Raw genomic sequence first — 16,288 nt, 5'->3', positions numbered from 1 at the left:
GGAAATAATTGTATAGTTTTCTTGTATTCCTAACGATCCAGTTAGGCTTAGAGAAATCTAATTATGAAGCACTCCTGAGAGCAACCCTTCCAACTTTATCAATATAATCCGCATACCACTGCATCATCTCTCTCCTGCCTTCCAGATACAACGCATGATTGTACGTCCCGCGAATCGCATTCTTATCGACATGCGCAAGCTGGGTTTCAATCCATGCGTATTGAACCCTTCCTCATGCAAAATCGTACTCATCGTGTGGCGGAAACCATGCCCCGTTAACCTTGAGTGGTCGCAAATAAACATGGAGCAAAAATAGCCTGGGTTCATCCAGAAGATGCCAAGACAGGGAAGGCGATAGGAATACCGCTAAACGAAACTGCATGTGGAATTTTGCGCGGACAAATTGGGAAGCATGACAGATGGGTATTCGTTCACACCAAGGCAGCATACCGAAATGATGGAACGAAAACAGCAGCGGTAAGGAAGATGCGCGGCGACAGCAACAAAGCCTGGCAGGGCGCTCTGCGCCGCGCTGGTATAAAAAACTTCCGCTTTCATGATCTGCGCCATACCTGGGCGAGCTGGCTTGTTCAATCCGGGGTTTCCCTGCTTGCCCTTAAAGAGATGGGCGGCTGGGAGAGTTTGGAAATGTTACAACGATATGCCCACTTGGCAGCAAGTCAATTAGCGTCCAACGCCAACAAATTGGATGCCATTTTGCAGCTTAATGGCACAAATACGGCACAACCTGACAACGTTGAATACTTAAGGAGGTGATAACTAATTGATTTAACTGGTGCCGATAATAGGAGTCGAACCTACGACCTTCGCATTACGAATGCGCTGCTCTACCAACTGAGCTATATCGGCATCGAACCGGGCCTGCGGGGCAAGCCGGAAGTGCGTTGAACAAGGTAGACCTGTGCACGAAATGAGTCAATAGCCGCCGGGGCGTTTGGTTGTTTTATCATCAGTGGCGATCTGAAGACCGTGCTACACGAGCATAAAATGCAGCTCGTGCAGCTCGTGCAGCTCCTATCATTCACTCACGGCGCATCATACCACCATATCTTGAAGGCCATATTTCCGCTGGCGCTAGCTCCAGTGCTTCAGCGATCAGCCTCTCCCCCTTTGGCCAATGTCTAGCCAAAGCATTACCTAACGTAGAAGATGCCAATCCGGCTTTTCTGGAAACTGCCGCCAAAGTCGTGCCCTTCTTCTTCAAAGCGGCGATGACGTCCGCCGGATGCCAATCTTGTTTATCCATCATGTTTAATCCTCCTGATTACCTTGCACTGTAATTATCCCGTTTTGGGATAATTACAACCATCGCAGATATTCGATTTTGGGATATCACTCGCGGAAAACGTCATGACCTCAGTTTATTCAGCAGAATATCAATTGGTTATAAAAATAATTCGAGACGCTCGTATAGAAAAAGGCATCACTCAGGTCAAGTTGGCCGAAGCACTTGGCCGCCCACAATCCTTTATCGCCAAGGTTGAAAATGGCGAAAGAAAATTGGATGTCGTGGAATTTGCATTAATCGCGCGGTTACTGGATGTAAATACCGGGCCAATTATGGAACGCATTGGGCGTAACGCTAGAAAGCTGAGATGAAGGGGAGCCCGCTTCTCAGGTAAACGGATTCTCAGCTTAAGTTCTTTTCCTCAAAAAAATCAGGGCGCAGCCCGCTGCGCCCTGACGTCTTTACTACCGCAATGCGGCCTTAGCTGCGCACCAGATCGTCGCCGTAGCCAATCCACTTGTAGGTGGTCAGCGCATCCAGGCCCATCGGGCCGCGGGCGTGCAGTTTCTGGGTGCTCACCGCCACTTCCGCGCCCAGGCCGAACTGGCCGCCGTCGGTGAAGCGGGTGCTGGCGTTGACGTACACCGCCGAGGAGTCCACCGCGCGCACGAAATGCTCGGCGCTGCTGAGCGAACGGGTGAGGATCGCGTCGGAGTGGTTGGTGCCGTGAGTGCGGATGTGGTCGATGGCCTGATCGATATCGTCCACCAGCAGCACGTTCAGATCCAGCGACAGCCATTCATCGTCGTAATCTTCCGCGTTCACCGGCACCACCGTCGCCGGGCCGCCCTGCAGCAGCGGCAGCGCGTTTTCCGCCGCGTGCAGCGTCACGCCCGCCGCCGCCATTTTGGCGCTCAGCGCCGGCAGGAGCTCGGCGGCGATGCTGCGGTTCACCAGCAGCGTCTCCAGCGAGTTACAGGCGCTCGGGCGCTGGATCTTGGCGTTTTCAATCACCGTCAGCGCCTTGTCGAAATCGACGTCGGCGTCCACGTAGGTGTGGCACACGCCGATGCCGCCGGTGATCACCGGGATGGTCGATTGCTCGCGGCACAGCTTGTGCAGGCCGGCGCCGCCGCGCGGGATCAGCATGTCGACATAGCGATCCAGGCGCAGCAGTTCGTTCACCAGCGCGCGATCCGGGCTGTCGATCGCCTGCACCGCCGCCGCCGGCAGGCCGCACTGTTCTAACGCCTGCTGGATCACTTTCACCGTCGCCTGGTTGGTGTTGTGCGTCTCTTTCCCGCCGCGCAGGATCACCGCGTTGCCGGTTTTCAGGCACAGGCTGGCGACGTCGATGGTGACGTTCGGCCGCGCCTCGTAAATCACGCCGATCACGCCGAGCGGCACCCGGCGGCGCTCCAGCTTCAGCCCGCTGTCCAGCAGGTTGCCGTCCAGCACATGGCCGACCGGATCGTTCAGGCGGCATACCTGGCGCACGTCGTTGGCGATCGCCGCCAGCCGCGCCGGGGTCAACAGCAGGCGGTCGAGCAGCGCTTCGCTCATGCCGGTGGCGCGCGCCTGCGCCATGTCTTGTTCATTCGCCAGCAGGATCGCTTCACTGTTGGCTTCCAGCCTGTCGGCCATCACCGACAGCACCTGATTTTTCTTCGCCGTGCTCAGCACCGCCAGCTGCCAGGAGGCCTGCTTGGCGGCCTTCCCCATCTGCTCCAGCATGCTCACTCCTTAACTGACAATCATATCGTCGCGGTGCACTGCCACCGGACCGTATTCATAACCGAGGATCTCGCTGATTTCCTGCGAGTGGTGCCCGGCGATCATGCGCATCGCGTCGCTGTTGTAGCGGCTGACGCCGTGCGCCAGATCGCGCCCCGCCAGGTTACGGATGCGGATCACTTCGCCGCGCGAGAAGTCGCCCTTCACTTCGCGGATGCCCTTCGGCAACAGCGAGCTGCCGCGCGCCATCATCGCTTCCACCGCGCCGTCGTCGACGGTGATCTCGCCGGCCGGCGGCGCGCCGAAGATCCAGCGCTTGCGGTTTTCCAGCGGGGTTTCCAACGCGTGGAAACGGGTGCCCACCGGCTTGCCTTCAATCACGTCCGCCACCACACCCGGCTTGCTGCCGGCGGCGATCACTACGTCGATGCCGGCGCGGCAGGCCACGTCGGCCGCCTGCAGTTTGGTGCCCATGCCGCCGGTGCCCAGACCGGAGACGCTGTCGCCGGCGATGGCGCGCAGCGCGTCGTCGATGCCGTGCACTTCACGGATCAGTTCGGCCTGCGGATTGTTGCGCGGATCGGCGGTGTAGAGGCCCTGCTGATCGGTCAGCAGCAGCAGTTTGTCGGCCCCGGCCAGAATGGCCGCCAGCGCCGACAGGTTATCGTTGTCGCCCACCTTGATTTCGGCGGTGGCGACGGCGTCGTTCTCATTGATTACCGGCACGATGCGGTTATCCAGCAGCGCCGTCATGGTGTCGCGCGCGTTGAGGAAGCGCTCGCGGTCCTCCAGATCGGCACGCGTCAGCAGCATCTGCCCGACGTGAATGCCGTAAATGGAGAACAGCTGTTCCCACAGCTGGATCAGCCGGCTCTGCCCTACCGCTGCCAGCAGCTGCTTGGAGGCGATGGTGGCGGGCAGCTCGGGGTAGCCCAGGTGTTCGCGCCCGGCGGCGATGGCGCCGGAAGTGACGATGACAATGCGGTGGCCCGCGGCGTGTTGCTGCGCACATTGGCGCACCAATTCGACAATGTGGGCGCGGTTCAGACGCAGCGATCCGCCGGTCAACACGCTGGTGCCCAATTTCACAACCAATGTCTGGCTGCCGTTCATAGTATTTCTGCCGTGTGTAATGATGAGAAGAAGAGTGCAAAGGTCTTTGTAACAGGAGAGACGCGTTATGCCAACAGGCACAACGCGAAATCAGCACAATACGTGGTCAAACGGGGTCAGGCGGAGAGTTTGATCAGTTTTTCTTTGAAATCGTCGGCGGGTTCCAGCCCCAGTTCCATGGTCGCCAGCAGCTCGCCCAGGCGGCGATGGAAGTCGCGCAGGGTGTCTTCCAGCTTGGCGTTTACTTCATCATCCTTAATGTTTTGCGCCGTCCAGTCGCCTTCCTTGTCGAACAGGCCGAATTGGTACGAATAGGTGAAGCGCGCCTCTTCCGCCTGCAGCTCCATCCACCAGCCCCAGAACTCACGCTTCTCCGGAGCGGGCTTTACATTGACGCAGACGGCCAAACAATCAAAGAAAAAACGGTCGTTTTCACATTGCCCTTCACGCAGGTACGGCCCCAAGCTGGCAAAACGTTTCATTAGTCGGCTTTTAGGGTGACCACTCGGTAACGTCATTCTCTAACCTCCTCAATGTAGACCACTCTTTTTAACAAACTGTTAAAATTTAGCAACTAATTAACGCATTTTGTCCCTCAGCCAACCGGACATCTGCAGCAACGCCCGGTGGAAGCTGTCGTACACCGGGGTGCGCGGGATGGCGACCAGCTTGCCGCTCACCGAGGAGGTGACGATCAGCTGCGACTCCTCTTTCGGACTGAGCGTATCGCGCTCCCAGTAGCCGGAGATCATCGGCGTCGGGCAACGGCGCCCCAGCAGCCCCTGCATTTTCAGCGAGTAGCTGTTCAGCTCCACCTTCAGCACGTTGTCCGAGGCGTTAGCCATGCCCATGCGGCTGGCCAGCACGTCCATATACATGTCCGGCACGTTCAACTGGGTGCTGCTGTCGCACAGCAGGCGATGCACCACCGGCCCCAGGCAGGCTACGCCGCGCAGCCGCTGCGGCTCCAGATAGGCCAGCCGCACCGCCACGTTGGCGCCGAAGCGGAAGCCGAAGGCGCTCACCCGCTGATGATCCACCCACGGCACCGAGGCCAGCTGGATCAGCACCTGTTGGTGCAGGTAGCTGGAGTCCTGCGTCAGCTTCCATTTGCACGAAGAACCGATCGACGGCATGTCGAGCGTCAGCATGGCGATGCCGTGCGGCGCCAGGTAGTCGCGGAACAGGCGATGATAGTCGGTCTGCAGCGTATCGAGGCTGCCGCACATCAGCACCGTCGGGAACGGCGCCTCGCCCTTCTCCGGCATGTGCAGGAAACCGGTGACGCTGCCGCCGCCTTCGATGCGGAACTCCAGCTCTTTCAGCTGATACGGCAGCAACAGCGCCGCCTCTTCGTAAGCGCGGTTGGCGAGCATCTCCGCCTGTTCGGCCAGCTCGTCGCCCTTCAGGTGCGGGTAACCGGCGATGCTGTACAGGCTCGCGGCCTTCAGCCAGTACTCGCCGCCGAGCAGCGGATCCTGCTGTTCCGTCGCCCGCTGCTGCCACTGCATGCCCTGATGGATCCACTCGTAGATCCAGTTGCCGTTGCGGTAGCCCACCACGGTATCCAGCCGCTGCGGATTGCTGCGTTCGGCGTCAGAGGCGGCGATGCGCGCCAACACTTCGTGGATTTCGATCGGGCTGACGCCGCGCCAGGCCCACAGCAGCGGGTTCAGCATGCGGTACCAGCTACCGGTGGTGTCGCCTTCCAACGCGGAATGCATGGCGGCGCTCACTTTGTTGCGCGCGCGCAGCACCAGCGTCGAGGTTTCAGGGTGTTTGAATTTGGGCTTGAAAAGAATTTCAGAAAGGTTGGCCTGTGCCATGGTAACAACAGCCTCCGTAAATCTGGCGATAGGCCGCAAAAGGCCTACTTAACTGGAGGTAGTGTACCTAACTCTGGCGGGATAAACCAAGATAACGCAAACGCCCGGCATAACCGGGCGTTTGGCTGGAACTGGCTGGGCTTAGCGGCCGCCGATCGGGGGAACGAAGCTGACGCCCATGTCCCACGGCTGTTCGATCCAGGTATCCTGCGGGATGTCGACTTCGTAGTCGTCCACCAGCGGACGGCCCGCCGGCTTGGCGAAGATGGTGACGAAATGCGCTTTCGGGTACATGTCGCGGATCGCTTTCGCGGTGCCGCCGGTATCCACCAGATCGTCCACCACGATGAAGCCTTCACCGTCGCCTTCGGCGCGCTTGAGCACTTTCATTTCGCGTTGGTTGTCATGGTCATAGCTGGAAATGCAGACGGTATCCACATAGCGGATGCCCAGTTCGCGCGCCAGCAGGCCCGCCGGTACCAGACCGCCGCGGCTTACGGCAATGATGCCTGTCCATTTGTCGGCAGGCAGCAGGCGGTGCGCCAGCTTGCGTGCGTGCATTTGCAGCATATCCCAGGTAACAACGTATTTTTCGCTCATAGAATCGTGTCCCAGCCGGCGGTGAAGCGGCTTATTTGTAGTTCAGGGGAAAAAAGGTTGCGCGAGATTATAGAGACTGGCCGCGTTGAATTCCAGCTGTACCGAGGAAAACCTCGCGATTTCCGCCGGGCGGCTTTTCGGTGATTGATGCTGAAAAAGCGAGCGTTCCCGCAGCGAAGCCATGTGATCAAGCGCTTAAACCGCACAATACGGGGGGCGCACCGCCGGAAATAAAGTGATATTCTCTGACGATCGTGCCACGACGCACAGATACCCGCTCACCTTAACCGCGCGGCATGCCCGTCCTGTCGGAGCCTGCCGTCACAGGAGACTTATAGTGTCTGAATTGTCTCAGCTTTCGCCACAGCCGCTGTGGGATATTTTCGCCAAGATCTGTTCTATCCCGCACCCTTCTTATCATGAAGAAGCGCTGGCGCAGCACATCCTCACCTGGGCCAAAGAAAAGAACCTGCACGCCGAGCGCGATCAGGTCGGCAATATCCTGCTGCGCAAGCCGGCCACCAAAGGCATGGAAAACCGCAAGCCGGTCGCGCTGCAGGCGCACCTGGACATGGTGCCGCAAAAGAATAACGACACCGTACACGACTTCGCCAAGGATCCGATCCAACCTTATATCGCCGGCGAGTGGGTGAAAGCGCGCGGCACCACGCTGGGCGCCGACAACGGCATCGGCATGGCCTCCGCCCTGGCGGTGCTGGCCGACGACAGCGTTGAGCACGGCCCGCTGGAAGTGCTGCTGACCATGACCGAAGAAGCGGGTATGGACGGCGCCTTCGGGCTGCAGCCGAACTGGCTGCAGGCGGATATCCTGATCAATACCGATTCCGAAGAAGAAGGCGAAATCTACATGGGTTGCGCCGGCGGTATCGACTTCATCACCACCCTGCCGCTGCAGCGCGAAGCGGTGCCGGCCGGTTACCAAACCCTGAAGCTGACCCTCAAGGGCCTGAAAGGCGGCCATTCCGGCGCCGAGATCCACGTCGGGCTGGGCAACGCCAACAAACTGCTGGCGCGCTTCCTGTTCGCCCATGCGGCAGCGCTGAACCTGCGCGTGCTGGACCTGAACGGCGGCACCCTGCGCAACGCCATCCCGCGTGAAGCCTCCGCGGTGGTAGCGGTGCCGGCGGACAAGGCCGACGTACTGAAAGCGCTGAGCCAGGAGTTCCTGGCCGTGCTGCAGAACGAACTCTCCGCCAAAGAGAAGAACATCACCGTGCTGTTGGAGCCGACCACCAGCGCTTCGCTGGCGCTGAGCGCCGACAGCCAGCAGCGCTTCCTGGCGCTGCTGAACGGCACGCCGAACGGCGTGATCCGCATGAGCGACGCGGTGAAAGGCGTGGTGGAAACCTCGCTGAACGTCGGTGTGGTCACCACCAGCGAAAACGAAGCGGAAATCATCTGCCTGATCCGCTCCCTGATCGACAGTGGCAAAGACTACGTGGTCGAGATGCTGACCGCGTTGGGCCAGCTGGCCGGCGCTAAAGTGGCGCCGAAGGGCGGCTACCCGGGCTGGCAGCCGGACGCCGACTCGCCGGTGATGCACCTGGTGCGCGAGCTGTATCAGGATCTGTTCGACAAGACGCCGAACATCATGGTGATCCACGCCGGTCTGGAATGCGGTCTGTTCAAAAAGCCATATCCAAACATGGACATGGTATCGATCGGGCCAACCATCACCGGCCCGCATTCGCCGGATGAGCAGGTGCATATCGAAAGCGTCGGCCTGTACTGGAAGCTGCTGACCTCGTTGCTGAAAGCAATCCCTGAGCGCGCGTAATCTGCACGCTTAACGCAAAAAGCCGGCGACCGCCGGCTTTTTTATTCCCACGACAGCGCCAGCTGCCGCTCCAGCTGCGGATCGAGCAGCGTCACATGCAACCCCACTAGCCGCACGCCGCGCCCTTCGCGCCGCTCGCGCCACGCCTGCCGCGCCACCTCCAGCAAATCCTGCCGGTTCAGCACCGGGAACACGTGCTCCTGGGTGGTTTGCTGAAAATCCTGAAACTTCAGCTTCACGCCCTGCCGGGCGATGTGCAGATCCGGCTTCACCTTGCGCAGCCGCATCTCCAGCTCGGGATAGAGTTTGTCGATAATCAGCGTTTCGCAGTCTTCCCAGTCGTGAATATCCTCCGCCAGCGTGCGCTCCACCCCCACCGATTTGCGCAGCCGCTCAGGAGAGATTTCGCGCCGATCGATGCCCTGACAGCGCTCCCACAGCACCCGGCCGAACTTGCCGAAGCGCTTGAGCAGCTGCGCCAAATCGTATTGCTGCACGTCGGCGCAGGTGATAAGCCCCACTTCCTCCAGCCGCTTGGCGGTCACCTTGCCGACGCCGGGGATCTTGCTGAGCGGCAGCTGCTGCAAAAACGCCGGCACCTGCGCCGGCGTGATCACGTATTGCCCGTTCGGCTTGTTCATCTCGGAGGCGATTTTAGCGAGAAACTTGATTGGCGCGATGCCGGCCGACGCGGTGAGGTTCAGCTCGTCGGCGATCGCCTGACGGATTTCCTGGGCGATCAGCGTCGCCGAACCGTTGCATTGCGGGCTGTCGGTCACGTCGAGATAGGCTTCATCGAGCGACAGCGGCTCGATCAGCGGGGTATAGCGGGCGAAGATTTCGCGGATGTGCAGCGAAGCTTCTTTGTAGGCCGCCATGCGCCCCGGCAGCAGGGTGAGATGCGGGCACAGTTTGAGCGCCATCGCCGTGGACATGGCACTGTGCACGCCGTAGCGCCGCGCCGGGTAGTTGGCGGTGCTGATCACCCCGCGGCGATCGGCGCTACCGCCAATCGCCAGCGGGATATCGCGCAGGCTGGGATCGTCGCGCATCTCCACTGCCGCGAAGAAGCAGTCCATATCGACATGAATGATTTTACGCATCGCACCCTCCAACAATACTGTATAAGTATACAGCCAGGTGCCAAAAGCTCAAGGCCGCAGAGCTCGAGGAAAGCGGCGTTTCTGACAGATATTTCCGCGTTGTTAAAAAAGCTTAATTTTTCAATAGTATGATTTCCGCCATCCCGTGCGGCTCACCACAACGATAACGACAAGGTACCCTACATGATCAGATTTTCTCATTTGCTGCTGGCTTCCGCGCTGTCGCTGAGCGCGCTGGCGGCCAGCGCCGCCGCCGGTCATGCGCCGGCGATCGTCGCCCATCGCGGCGGCACCGCCGATGCGCCAGAAAACACTCGCATCGCCATCGAAACCGCGCTGAAAAACGGCGCCGACGCCATCTGGATCACCCTGCAAGCATCCAAAGACGGCATCATCGTGCTGTATCGCCCCTCGGACCTGAAAGCGCTGACCAATCGGCAGGGCCCGGTTTCTGCCTATACCGCCGCGCAGCTGGCCGAGACCGACGCCGGTTGGGCCTTCGCCAAGGGTGACGCACACCCGTTCCGCGGCCAGGGTATCGGCATTCCACGGCTCGACGACGTGCTTAAAGCGTTTCCGCACGTCACTTTTTATCTGGACATCAAATCCCCGGACGCCGATCCGGCGCAGTTTGGCCAAACGCTGCTGGCGACGTTGCAAAGCACCGACAGCCTGAACCGCATCCGCGTCTACTCTACCGACGCCAAATACCTGCAGGCGCTGCCGCCGGCCATCCCGCGCTTTGAAAGCCGCGACGAAACCCGCACGCTGCTGGCCAACGTCACCATGGCGCACCAGTGCGACGTCAAACCGGACAACCGGCAGCCGCGTTGGTACGGGCTGGAGCTGAAGCGCGAGGTGGAAGTGGTGGAGAAATATACCCTCGGCGAAGGGCGTTCGAAGGCGTTTCTGACCTGGGATAAAGAGTCGATGGACTGTTTCCGCTCGCAGGGCCCGGCGCACATTATCCTGTTCGGCGTCAACTCGCCGCAGGAATATCAGCAGGCGCTGGCGCTGGGCGCTGACGGCGTGATGGTCAACTCGCCGGCCGAGGCGAAAAGCTTCCGCAAGGCGAAATAAAAAACCCGGCCAAGGCCGGGTTTTCGCTACAGAATACGGTGCTTTTCCAACTGCTCGCGCCGCTGCGCCGCTTTGGCTTCGCGCTTTTTGCGCGCATCGCACGGCTCCGGGCAGTCGCAGACTTTCTCCATGCCCAGCGCGGTGATGCCGCCGCAGCTGCCCTGCAGGCTTTTGCGTTTGAACACATAGCCCAGCGACATGCCGCCGACGATCAGCAGGAACAACACGAAAGTAGCGGCGAATACCGTCAACATAGCAACCTCACGAACGCTTTTTCAGATAGGGCTTGAACGCGTCTGAGTAACGCTCCTCAAACCCGTCGGCGGTTTTCACGATCATGAACACCGGGATACCGAGCAGGTTGGCCAGCGCCAGGCCGCGCTCCGGCCCCATCACGTTCAGGCCGGTGGACAGGCCGTCGGCGGTCATGCAGGTCGGGCTCAGCACGGTGATCGACACCAGGCGGTGGTTGATCGGCCGGCCGGTGATCGGATCGATGGTGTGCGAATAGCGCACCCCGTCCTGCTCGAAGTAGTTGCGATAGTCACCCGAAGTAGCGATCGACATCTCCCCCGGCTGGATCACCAGTTGCGCCTGCTGCTGCGTGCCGGCGGTCGGGCGCTCGATGGCGATGCGCCACGGCTTTTGCTCGCCGTTGCGCCCGCGGGTGCGGACTTCACCGCCGATATCCACCATGTAGTTTTGCACGTGTTGTGATTGCAGGTACTCCGCCACCACGTCCACGCCGTATCCTTTGGCGATCGACGACAGGTCGACATACAGCTCGGGGATGTTTTTCACCAGCGCGTTGCCCTGCACCGACAGCTTATCGGCCCCGGTCCAGGCGCGACGGTGCGCCAGCTCCGCCTCGCTCGGCACTTTGTCCGGCCGCCCTTCCGGGCCGAAGCCCCACAGGTTGACCAGCGGCCCGACGGTCACGTCCAGCGCGCCGTCGGTGACGCGGTTGATGCGCAGCGCTTCGCGCACCACTTCGGCGGTGGCCGGCGAAACCGGGAACGGCCGGTCAATGTCGCGGTTGGCATTGAAGCGGCTCAGCTCGGAATCCGGCCGGTAGGTGGACATCTGATCGTTCACCTGCTCCAGCCGTTTGTCGATCTCCGCCTGCATCTCGCGCGCCGACGGCGTATCTTCGCCGGTCACGTAACGGATCGAATACGAGGTGCCCATGGTTTTACCCATCAGGTCCACCTGTTCCGGCCCGCAGCCGGTCAGCAGCAGGGTGGCGCTCAGCGCCACACCCGTCAGCCAGTTCTTCATCGCCAATGCGCGCAATTTAGCCACCAAAGTCATCCAGCATGATGTTTTCGTCTTCGACGCCCAGATCTTTGAGCATCTTGATCACCGCGGCGTTCATCATCGGCGGCCCGCACATGTAAAACTCGCAGTCCTCCGGCGCCGGGTGGTTCCTCAGGTAGTTCTCCAGCAGAACATTATGGATAAAGCCGGTGTAGCCGGTCCAGTTATCTTCCGGCTGCGGATCCGACAGCGCCACGTGCCAGGTGAAGTTTTCGTTCTCCGCCTGCAGCTGGTTGAAGTCGTCTTCATAGAACATCTCGCGCAGCGAACGCGCGCCGTACCAGAAGGTGATCTTGCGCTTCGAGTTCAGGCGCTTGAGCTGATCGAAGATGTGCGAACGCATCGGCGCCATGCCCGCGCCGCCGCCGATGAAGATCATTTCGGCGTCGGTGTCCTTGGCGAAGAACTCGCCGAACGGCCCGGAGATGGTCACCTTGTCACCGGCTTTCAGCGACCAGATATAGGAAGACATGATGCCCGGCGGCACGTCCGGATTATTCGGCGGCGGCGTGGCGATACGCACGTTGAGCATGATGATGCCCTTCTCTTCCGGGTAGTTGGCCATCGAGTAGGCGCGCACCGTGGTGTCGTTCACCGTCGAGCGGTAGCGGAACAGGTTGAACTTGTCCCAGTCGCCGCGATACTCCTGCGGCACGTCGAAGTCGGCGTAGCTGATGTCGTGCGCCGGTGCTTCGATCTGGATAAAGCCGCCCGCGCGGAACGGCACGTCCTCACCATCGGGGATCTTCAGCTTCAGCTCTTTGATAAAGGTGGCTTTGTTATCGTTGGAGATAACCTCGCACTCCCATTTCTTCACGCCGAAGATCTCTTCCGGCAGCTCGATCTTCAGGTTCTGCTTCACGTTCACCTGGCACGCCAGGCGGCACCCTTCTTTCGCTTCGCGCTTGTTGATGTGCGAAAGCTCGGTCGGCAGGATATCGCCGCCGCCCTCTTTGATCACCACCCGGCACTGGCCGCAGGAACCGCCGCCGCCGCAGGCCGAGGAGACGAAGATCCCCTGGCTGGAGAGCACGTTGAGCAGCTTGTCGCCCGCCGGCGCATGGAAGCTCTTATCCAGATCGCCGTTGATCTCCACCGCGATGTCACCGGTGTTCACCAGCTTCGATTTGGCGAACAGGATCAGCAACACCAGCACCATCACGATGGTGGTGAACATGGCTACGCCTAAAATAATTTCCATAAATTCTTCCCGCCTTTACAACTGAACACCGGAGAAGGACATGAAGCCCAGCGCCATCAGTCCGGTGGTGATAAAGGTAATGCCCAGGCCGCGCAGCCCTGCCGGCACGTTGGCATACTTGAGTTTTTCGCGGATCCCCGCCATGGCGACGATCGCCAGCATCCAGCCGGTGCCGGAACCAAAGCCGTACACCACCGATTCTGCGAAGTTATAGTCGCGCTGCACCATGAAGGACACGCCGCCGAAGATGGCGCAGTTCACGGTGATGAGCGGTAGGAAGATGCCGAGCGCGTTATACAGCGACGGGAAGAAGCGATCGAGGATCATCTCCAGAATCTGCACCAGCGCCGCGATCACGCCGATGAAGGTAATGAAGTTGAGGAAGCTCAGATCGACGCCTTCCACCAGCGCGCCGTCGCGCAGGATCAGGTTGTAGACCAGGTTGTTCACCGGCACCGAAATGCCGAGCACGATGGTCACCGCGATGCCTAGACCAAAGGCGGTCGAGACCTTCTTCGACACCGCCAGGAAGGTACACATCCCGAGGAAGAACGCCAGCGCCATGTTCTCGACGAACACCGCGCGCACAAACAGGCTGATATAGTGTTCCATCGGCCTTTACTCCTTTTCGATCTGCGCCGGCTTCAGGGTGCGCAGCACCCAGATCAGCAGGCCGATGATGAAGAACGCGCTCGGCGCCAGCAGGAACAGGCCGTTCGGCTGGTACCAGCCGCCGTTCTGCACCGTTTCCAGCACCGGGACGCCGAACAGCTTGCCGGAGCCGATCAGCTCGCGCAGGAAACCGACCAGCACCAGGATCACCCCGTAGCCCAGCCCGTTGCCGATGCCGTCCATAAAGCTCTCGATCGGCGGCGACTTCATGGCGTAAGCCTCGGCGCGCCCCATCACGATGCAGTTGGTGATGATAAGGCCGACGAACACCGACAGCTGCTTGGAGATCTCGAACGCATAAGCGCGCAGCAGCTGATCGACCACGATCACCAGCGAGGCGATGATCGCCATCTGCACGATGATGCGCACGCTGTTGGGAATATGGTGACGGATCAGCGAGATGAAGAAGCTGGAGAACGCGGTCACCAGCGTCACCGCAATGGTCATCACCACCGCCGTCTCCAGCTTGGTGGTCACCGCCAACGCAGAACAGACGCCCAACACCTGCAGGGCGATCGGGTTATTGTCGAACAGCGGCCCCAGCAGGACCCGCTTTATCTCTTTGGAATCAGCCATTTTTCAGCGCTCCTTCACGAACTTTTTTCAGGAACGGGCCGAAGCCGTGCTCGCCCAACCAGAAATCAAACGTATGCTGCACGCCGTTGGAGGTCAGCGTGGCGCCGGATAGGCCGTCCACTCCGTGCACATCCCCCTGACGTGCGCCGCCTTTCACCACGCGGATCGCCGGCTGGCCGTTGTCGTCGAACAGCTGCTTACCGACCCACTGCTGGCGCCAGGACGGATTCTCGACCTCACCGCCCAGCCCTGGGGTTTCCCCCTGGTCGTAGTAGGTGATGCCCTTGACCGTATTGCCGTCGTTATCCAGCGCCACGAAGGCGTACATCATCGACCACAGGCCGGTGCCGTATACCGGCAGCACAAGCTTGTTCACCTGGCCGCTTTCGTCACGCACCAGGTAGATTTCCGCCTGGTTGCTGCGGCGCTTGATGCCGGCCGGATCGTCGCCCGCGGGCAACGCCACGCTTTTGGCGTCGTCGCGCAGCGCGGCGCCCAGATCGAACGCCGCCGCCTTGCCGGCGACAAACTCACCGCTGTTCAGATCCACCAGGCGCGGTTCGATGCGTTCGCTGTATAAGCGCTTGACCTGCTCGCTCTCCATTTTCGGCTGCAACAGGCCGGCTACGTCGAGAATATTGCGCTGCTTATCGAGCAGCTTTTGCTCCTGCTGTTTGGACTTCAGGCCGACGGCGGAGCCCGCCACCACCACTGAACACACCAGACATAGCAGCAGCACTACCAGCAGCGTTTTACCGATGCCGTCGTTTTTCGCTTCATTCGCCACGGGCTTTTCTCCGCTTGATGTTGGCCTGCACCACCAGGTAATCGAACAGCGGTGCGAACAGGTTGGCGAACAGGATCGCCAGCATCATGCCTTCCGGATAGGCGGGGTTGACCACCCGGATCAGCACGCACATCACGCCGATCAGAATGCCGTACCACCATTTCCCCTTGTTGGTGAAGGAGGCGGAAACCGGGTCGGTCGCCATAAAGATCATGCCGAAGGCGAAGCCGCCCAGCACCAGATGCCAGTACCACGGCATGGCGAACATCGGGTTGGTGTCCGAACCGATGGCGTTGAACAACAGGGCGGAAGCCACCATGCCGAGCATTACGCCGGCGACGATGCGCCAGGAGGCCACGCGGCCGAGCAGGATTATCGCCCCGCCGATCAGGATCATCAGCGTGGAGACTTCACCGATGGAGCCGGGAATGTTGCCGAGGAAGGCGTCCAGCCAGCTGATGGACTGGCCGGTGGCCACGTTGCTCAGGCTGTGCGCCCCGCCAGCGCTCCACTGCGCCAACGGCGTCGCACCGGAGAAACCGTCCGCAGAGGTCCACACCAGATCGCCGGAGATCTGCGCCGGATAGGCGAAGAACAGGAAGGCGCGGCCGGCCAACGCCGGGTTGAGGAAGTTGCGCCCGGTGCCGCCGAAGATCTCTTTGGCCACCACCACGCCGAAGGTGATGCCCAGCGCGGCCTGCCACAGCGGCAGGGTCGGCGGCACGATCAGCGCGAACAGGATAGAGGTGACGAAGAAGCCTTCGTTGACCTCATGTTTGCGGATGATGGCGAACAGCACTTCCCAGAAGCCGCCGACGACGAACACCACGGCGTAGATCGGCAGGAAGTAACAGGCACCCAGCACCATTTTGCTGACCCAGCCGGCGTCGGCCGCCAGCGAGGCGCCGAGCCACTGCGCCAGACGATAATGCCAGTCGCCCGCCAGCACCTGTTGCAGCGCGTCGCCGCTGTACAGATGGTGCAGCGCCGGGATCGCCTGCTGGCCGACGTTGTACATGCCCCAGAACATCGCCGGGAACACCGCCAACCACACCAGGATCATCATGCGTTTCAAATCGATGGCGTCACGCACGTGCGAAGCGCCGCGCGTCACCGTGCCGGGGGTATAAAACACCGTGGTGGTCGCTTCATACAGCGGGTACCACTTTTCCAGTTTGCCGCCCGGCGTGAAGTGATGCTCTATCTTCTCAAAATAATTCTTCAGGCCCATC

General features: G+C 60.5%; 17 protein-coding genes, 1 tRNA gene and 2 pseudogenes. 4 read left to right on the top strand and 16 right to left on the bottom strand.

Annotated features, from left to right (window positions below; genetic code table 11):
- Positions 1-61: 61 nt before the first annotated feature.
- Positions 62-282, bottom strand: a pseudogene (locus ACMGGW_RS02975) (tyrosine-type recombinase/integrase); the annotation flags it as partial.
- Between ACMGGW_RS02975 and ACMGGW_RS02970 the strand changes: the two are divergent.
- Positions 275-777, top strand: a pseudogene (locus tag ACMGGW_RS02970) (site-specific integrase); the annotation flags it as partial. The pseudogenes ACMGGW_RS02975 and ACMGGW_RS02970 sit on opposite strands and share 8 nt — an antisense overlap.
- A 17-nt stretch (positions 778-794) precedes the next feature.
- On the opposite strand, the gene ACMGGW_RS02965 reads toward ACMGGW_RS02970, so the two are convergent.
- Both ACMGGW_RS02965 and ACMGGW_RS02960 read right to left on the bottom strand, forming a co-directional pair.
- Positions 795-870 (bottom strand) — tRNA-Thr (locus tag ACMGGW_RS02965).
- Positions 871-1,042: 172 nt separating this feature from the next.
- Positions 1,043-1,267 (bottom strand): helix-turn-helix domain-containing protein, encoded by a 225-nt coding sequence (locus ACMGGW_RS02960; protein ID WP_060447713.1) that lies wholly within the window; start codon positions 1,265-1,267, stop codon positions 1,043-1,045.
- A gap of 104 nt (positions 1,268-1,371) precedes the next feature.
- On the opposite strand from ACMGGW_RS02960, the gene ACMGGW_RS02955 reads away from it, so the two are divergent.
- The gene (locus ACMGGW_RS02955; RefSeq protein WP_147823605.1) at positions 1,372-1,620 is read left to right on the top strand and encodes a helix-turn-helix domain-containing protein; all 249 of its coding nucleotides are present in this window, start codon (positions 1,372-1,374) and stop codon (positions 1,618-1,620) included.
- A gap of 109 nt (positions 1,621-1,729) precedes the next feature.
- On the opposite strand, the gene proA is transcribed toward ACMGGW_RS02955, so the two are convergent.
- The 5 genes from proA to gpt all read right to left on the bottom strand — a co-directional run bounded on the left by proA (position 1,730) and on the right by gpt (position 6,522).
- Complete coding sequence (proA, locus tag ACMGGW_RS02950) at positions 1,730-2,983, bottom strand: glutamate-5-semialdehyde dehydrogenase (RefSeq protein WP_197832599.1); 1,254 nt, start codon at positions 2,981-2,983, stop codon at positions 1,730-1,732.
- A gap of 9 nt (positions 2,984-2,992) precedes the next feature.
- Entirely contained in the window at positions 2,993-4,096 is a 1,104-nt protein-coding gene (proB, locus tag ACMGGW_RS02945) for a glutamate 5-kinase (RefSeq protein WP_015376738.1), read from the bottom strand.
- Positions 4,097-4,212: 116 nt separating this feature from the next.
- Positions 4,213-4,614: a sigma factor-binding protein Crl gene (gene crl, locus ACMGGW_RS02940; protein ID WP_004930258.1), complete on the bottom strand. Its 402-nt coding sequence runs from the start codon at positions 4,612-4,614 to the stop codon at positions 4,213-4,215.
- Positions 4,615-4,674: 60 nt separating this feature from the next.
- Positions 4,675-5,922: an esterase FrsA gene (frsA, locus tag ACMGGW_RS02935; RefSeq protein ID WP_021504999.1), complete on the bottom strand. Its 1,248-nt coding sequence runs from the start codon at positions 5,920-5,922 to the stop codon at positions 4,675-4,677.
- Between the two features lie 141 nt (positions 5,923-6,063).
- Entirely contained in the window at positions 6,064-6,522 is a 459-nt protein-coding gene (gpt, locus tag ACMGGW_RS02930; RefSeq protein ID WP_025301674.1) for a xanthine phosphoribosyltransferase, read from the bottom strand.
- 337 nt (positions 6,523-6,859) lie between these two features.
- Between gpt and pepD the strand changes: the two genes are divergently transcribed.
- On the top strand, positions 6,860-8,320 hold the full coding sequence (pepD, locus tag ACMGGW_RS02925) for a beta-Ala-His dipeptidase (protein ID WP_025301673.1): 1,461 nt from the start codon (positions 6,860-6,862) through the stop codon (positions 8,318-8,320).
- Positions 8,321-8,361: 41 nt separating this feature from the next.
- On the opposite strand, the gene dinB is transcribed toward pepD, so the two are convergent.
- Entirely contained in the window at positions 8,362-9,423 is a 1,062-nt protein-coding gene (dinB, locus tag ACMGGW_RS02920; RefSeq protein WP_025301672.1) for a DNA polymerase IV, read from the bottom strand.
- A 183-nt stretch (positions 9,424-9,606) separates the two neighbouring features.
- Between dinB and ACMGGW_RS02915 the strand changes: the two genes are divergently transcribed.
- Complete coding sequence (locus tag ACMGGW_RS02915; RefSeq protein WP_049206249.1) at positions 9,607-10,503, top strand: glycerophosphodiester phosphodiesterase family protein; 897 nt, start codon at positions 9,607-9,609, stop codon at positions 10,501-10,503.
- A 26-nt stretch (positions 10,504-10,529) separates the two neighbouring features.
- Here the strand turns inward: ACMGGW_RS02915 and nqrM are convergent, their stop codons facing one another.
- Genes nqrM through ACMGGW_RS02880 form a run of 7 tightly spaced genes read right to left on the bottom strand, consistent with a single transcriptional unit; the run spans position 10,530 to position 16,287 of the window.
- Complete coding sequence (gene nqrM, locus ACMGGW_RS02910) at positions 10,530-10,757, bottom strand: (Na+)-NQR maturation NqrM (protein WP_016928987.1); 228 nt, start codon at positions 10,755-10,757, stop codon at positions 10,530-10,532.
- A 7-nt stretch (positions 10,758-10,764) separates the two neighbouring features.
- Positions 10,765-11,814 carry an FAD:protein FMN transferase gene (locus ACMGGW_RS02905; RefSeq protein ID WP_197832600.1) on the bottom strand — a complete coding sequence of 350 codons (1,050 nt, stop codon included), beginning with the start codon at positions 11,812-11,814 and terminating at the stop codon, positions 10,765-10,767.
- Positions 11,798-13,021, bottom strand: coding sequence for an NADH:ubiquinone reductase (Na(+)-transporting) subunit F (gene nqrF / locus ACMGGW_RS02900; RefSeq protein WP_043135532.1), 1,224 nt, complete (start codon positions 13,019-13,021; stop codon positions 11,798-11,800). The genes ACMGGW_RS02905 and nqrF overlap by 17 nt, the downstream gene beginning before the upstream one ends.
- 15 nt (positions 13,022-13,036) lie before the next feature.
- Entirely contained in the window at positions 13,037-13,633 is a 597-nt protein-coding gene (gene nqrE, locus ACMGGW_RS02895; protein ID WP_004930235.1) for an NADH:ubiquinone reductase (Na(+)-transporting) subunit E, read from the bottom strand.
- Between the two features lie 6 nt (positions 13,634-13,639).
- Positions 13,640-14,269, bottom strand: coding sequence for an NADH:ubiquinone reductase (Na(+)-transporting) subunit D (locus ACMGGW_RS02890; RefSeq protein WP_004930232.1), 630 nt, complete (start codon positions 14,267-14,269; stop codon positions 13,640-13,642).
- The gene (locus tag ACMGGW_RS02885; protein ID WP_025301668.1) at positions 14,262-15,056 is read right to left on the bottom strand and encodes a Na(+)-translocating NADH-quinone reductase subunit C; all 795 of its coding nucleotides are present in this window, start codon (positions 15,054-15,056) and stop codon (positions 14,262-14,264) included. Before ACMGGW_RS02885 ends, ACMGGW_RS02890 begins: the two co-directional genes overlap by 8 nt.
- Complete coding sequence (locus ACMGGW_RS02880; protein WP_197832601.1) at positions 15,046-16,287, bottom strand: NADH:ubiquinone reductase (Na(+)-transporting) subunit B; 1,242 nt, start codon at positions 16,285-16,287, stop codon at positions 15,046-15,048. The genes ACMGGW_RS02885 and ACMGGW_RS02880 overlap by 11 nt, the downstream gene beginning before the upstream one ends.
- Position 16,288: the final 1 nt, after the last annotated feature.

Origin of the sequence: Serratia sp. BNK-4 (assembly GCF_048685115.1) — a bacterium.
In the GTDB taxonomy this organism is placed as follows: Bacteria; Pseudomonadota; Gammaproteobacteria; order Enterobacterales; family Enterobacteriaceae; genus Serratia; species Serratia bockelmannii.
The sequence above is the reverse complement of the archived record's forward strand: the minus strand, read 5'-3'. Positions and strand labels throughout refer to the sequence as shown.

Coding starts and splice junctions, on each gene's coding strand:
- proA (WP_197832599.1), bottom strand. CDS start 2,983: ATGCTGGAGCAGATGGGGAAGGCCGCCAAGCAGGCCTCCTGGCAGCTG.
- ACMGGW_RS02960 (WP_060447713.1), bottom strand. CDS start 1,267: ATGGATAAACAAGATTGGCATCCGGCGGACGTCATCGCCGCTTTGAAG.
- frsA (WP_021504999.1), bottom strand. CDS start 5,922: ATGGCACAGGCCAACCTTTCTGAAATTCTTTTCAAGCCCAAATTCAAA.
- nqrM (WP_016928987.1), bottom strand. CDS start 10,757: ATGTTGACGGTATTCGCCGCTACTTTCGTGTTGTTCCTGCTGATCGTC.
- ACMGGW_RS02880 (WP_197832601.1), bottom strand. CDS start 16,287: ATGGGCCTGAAGAATTATTTTGAGAAGATAGAGCATCACTTCACGCCG.
- nqrE (WP_004930235.1), bottom strand. CDS start 13,633: ATGGAACACTATATCAGCCTGTTTGTGCGCGCGGTGTTCGTCGAGAAC.
- dinB (WP_025301672.1), bottom strand. CDS start 9,423: ATGCGTAAAATCATTCATGTCGATATGGACTGCTTCTTCGCGGCAGTG.
- ACMGGW_RS02915 (WP_049206249.1), top strand. CDS start 9,607: ATGATCAGATTTTCTCATTTGCTGCTGGCTTCCGCGCTGTCGCTGAGC.
- ACMGGW_RS02890 (WP_004930232.1), bottom strand. CDS start 14,269: ATGGCTGATTCCAAAGAGATAAAGCGGGTCCTGCTGGGGCCGCTGTTC.
- proB (WP_015376738.1), bottom strand. CDS start 4,096: ATGAACGGCAGCCAGACATTGGTTGTGAAATTGGGCACCAGCGTGTTG.
- nqrF (WP_043135532.1), bottom strand. CDS start 13,021: ATGGAAATTATTTTAGGCGTAGCCATGTTCACCACCATCGTGATGGTG.
- crl (WP_004930258.1), bottom strand. CDS start 4,614: ATGACGTTACCGAGTGGTCACCCTAAAAGCCGACTAATGAAACGTTTT.
- ACMGGW_RS02955 (WP_147823605.1), top strand. CDS start 1,372: ATGACCTCAGTTTATTCAGCAGAATATCAATTGGTTATAAAAATAATT.
- gpt (WP_025301674.1), bottom strand. CDS start 6,522: ATGAGCGAAAAATACGTTGTTACCTGGGATATGCTGCAAATGCACGCA.
- ACMGGW_RS02905 (WP_197832600.1), bottom strand. CDS start 11,814: ATGACTTTGGTGGCTAAATTGCGCGCATTGGCGATGAAGAACTGGCTG.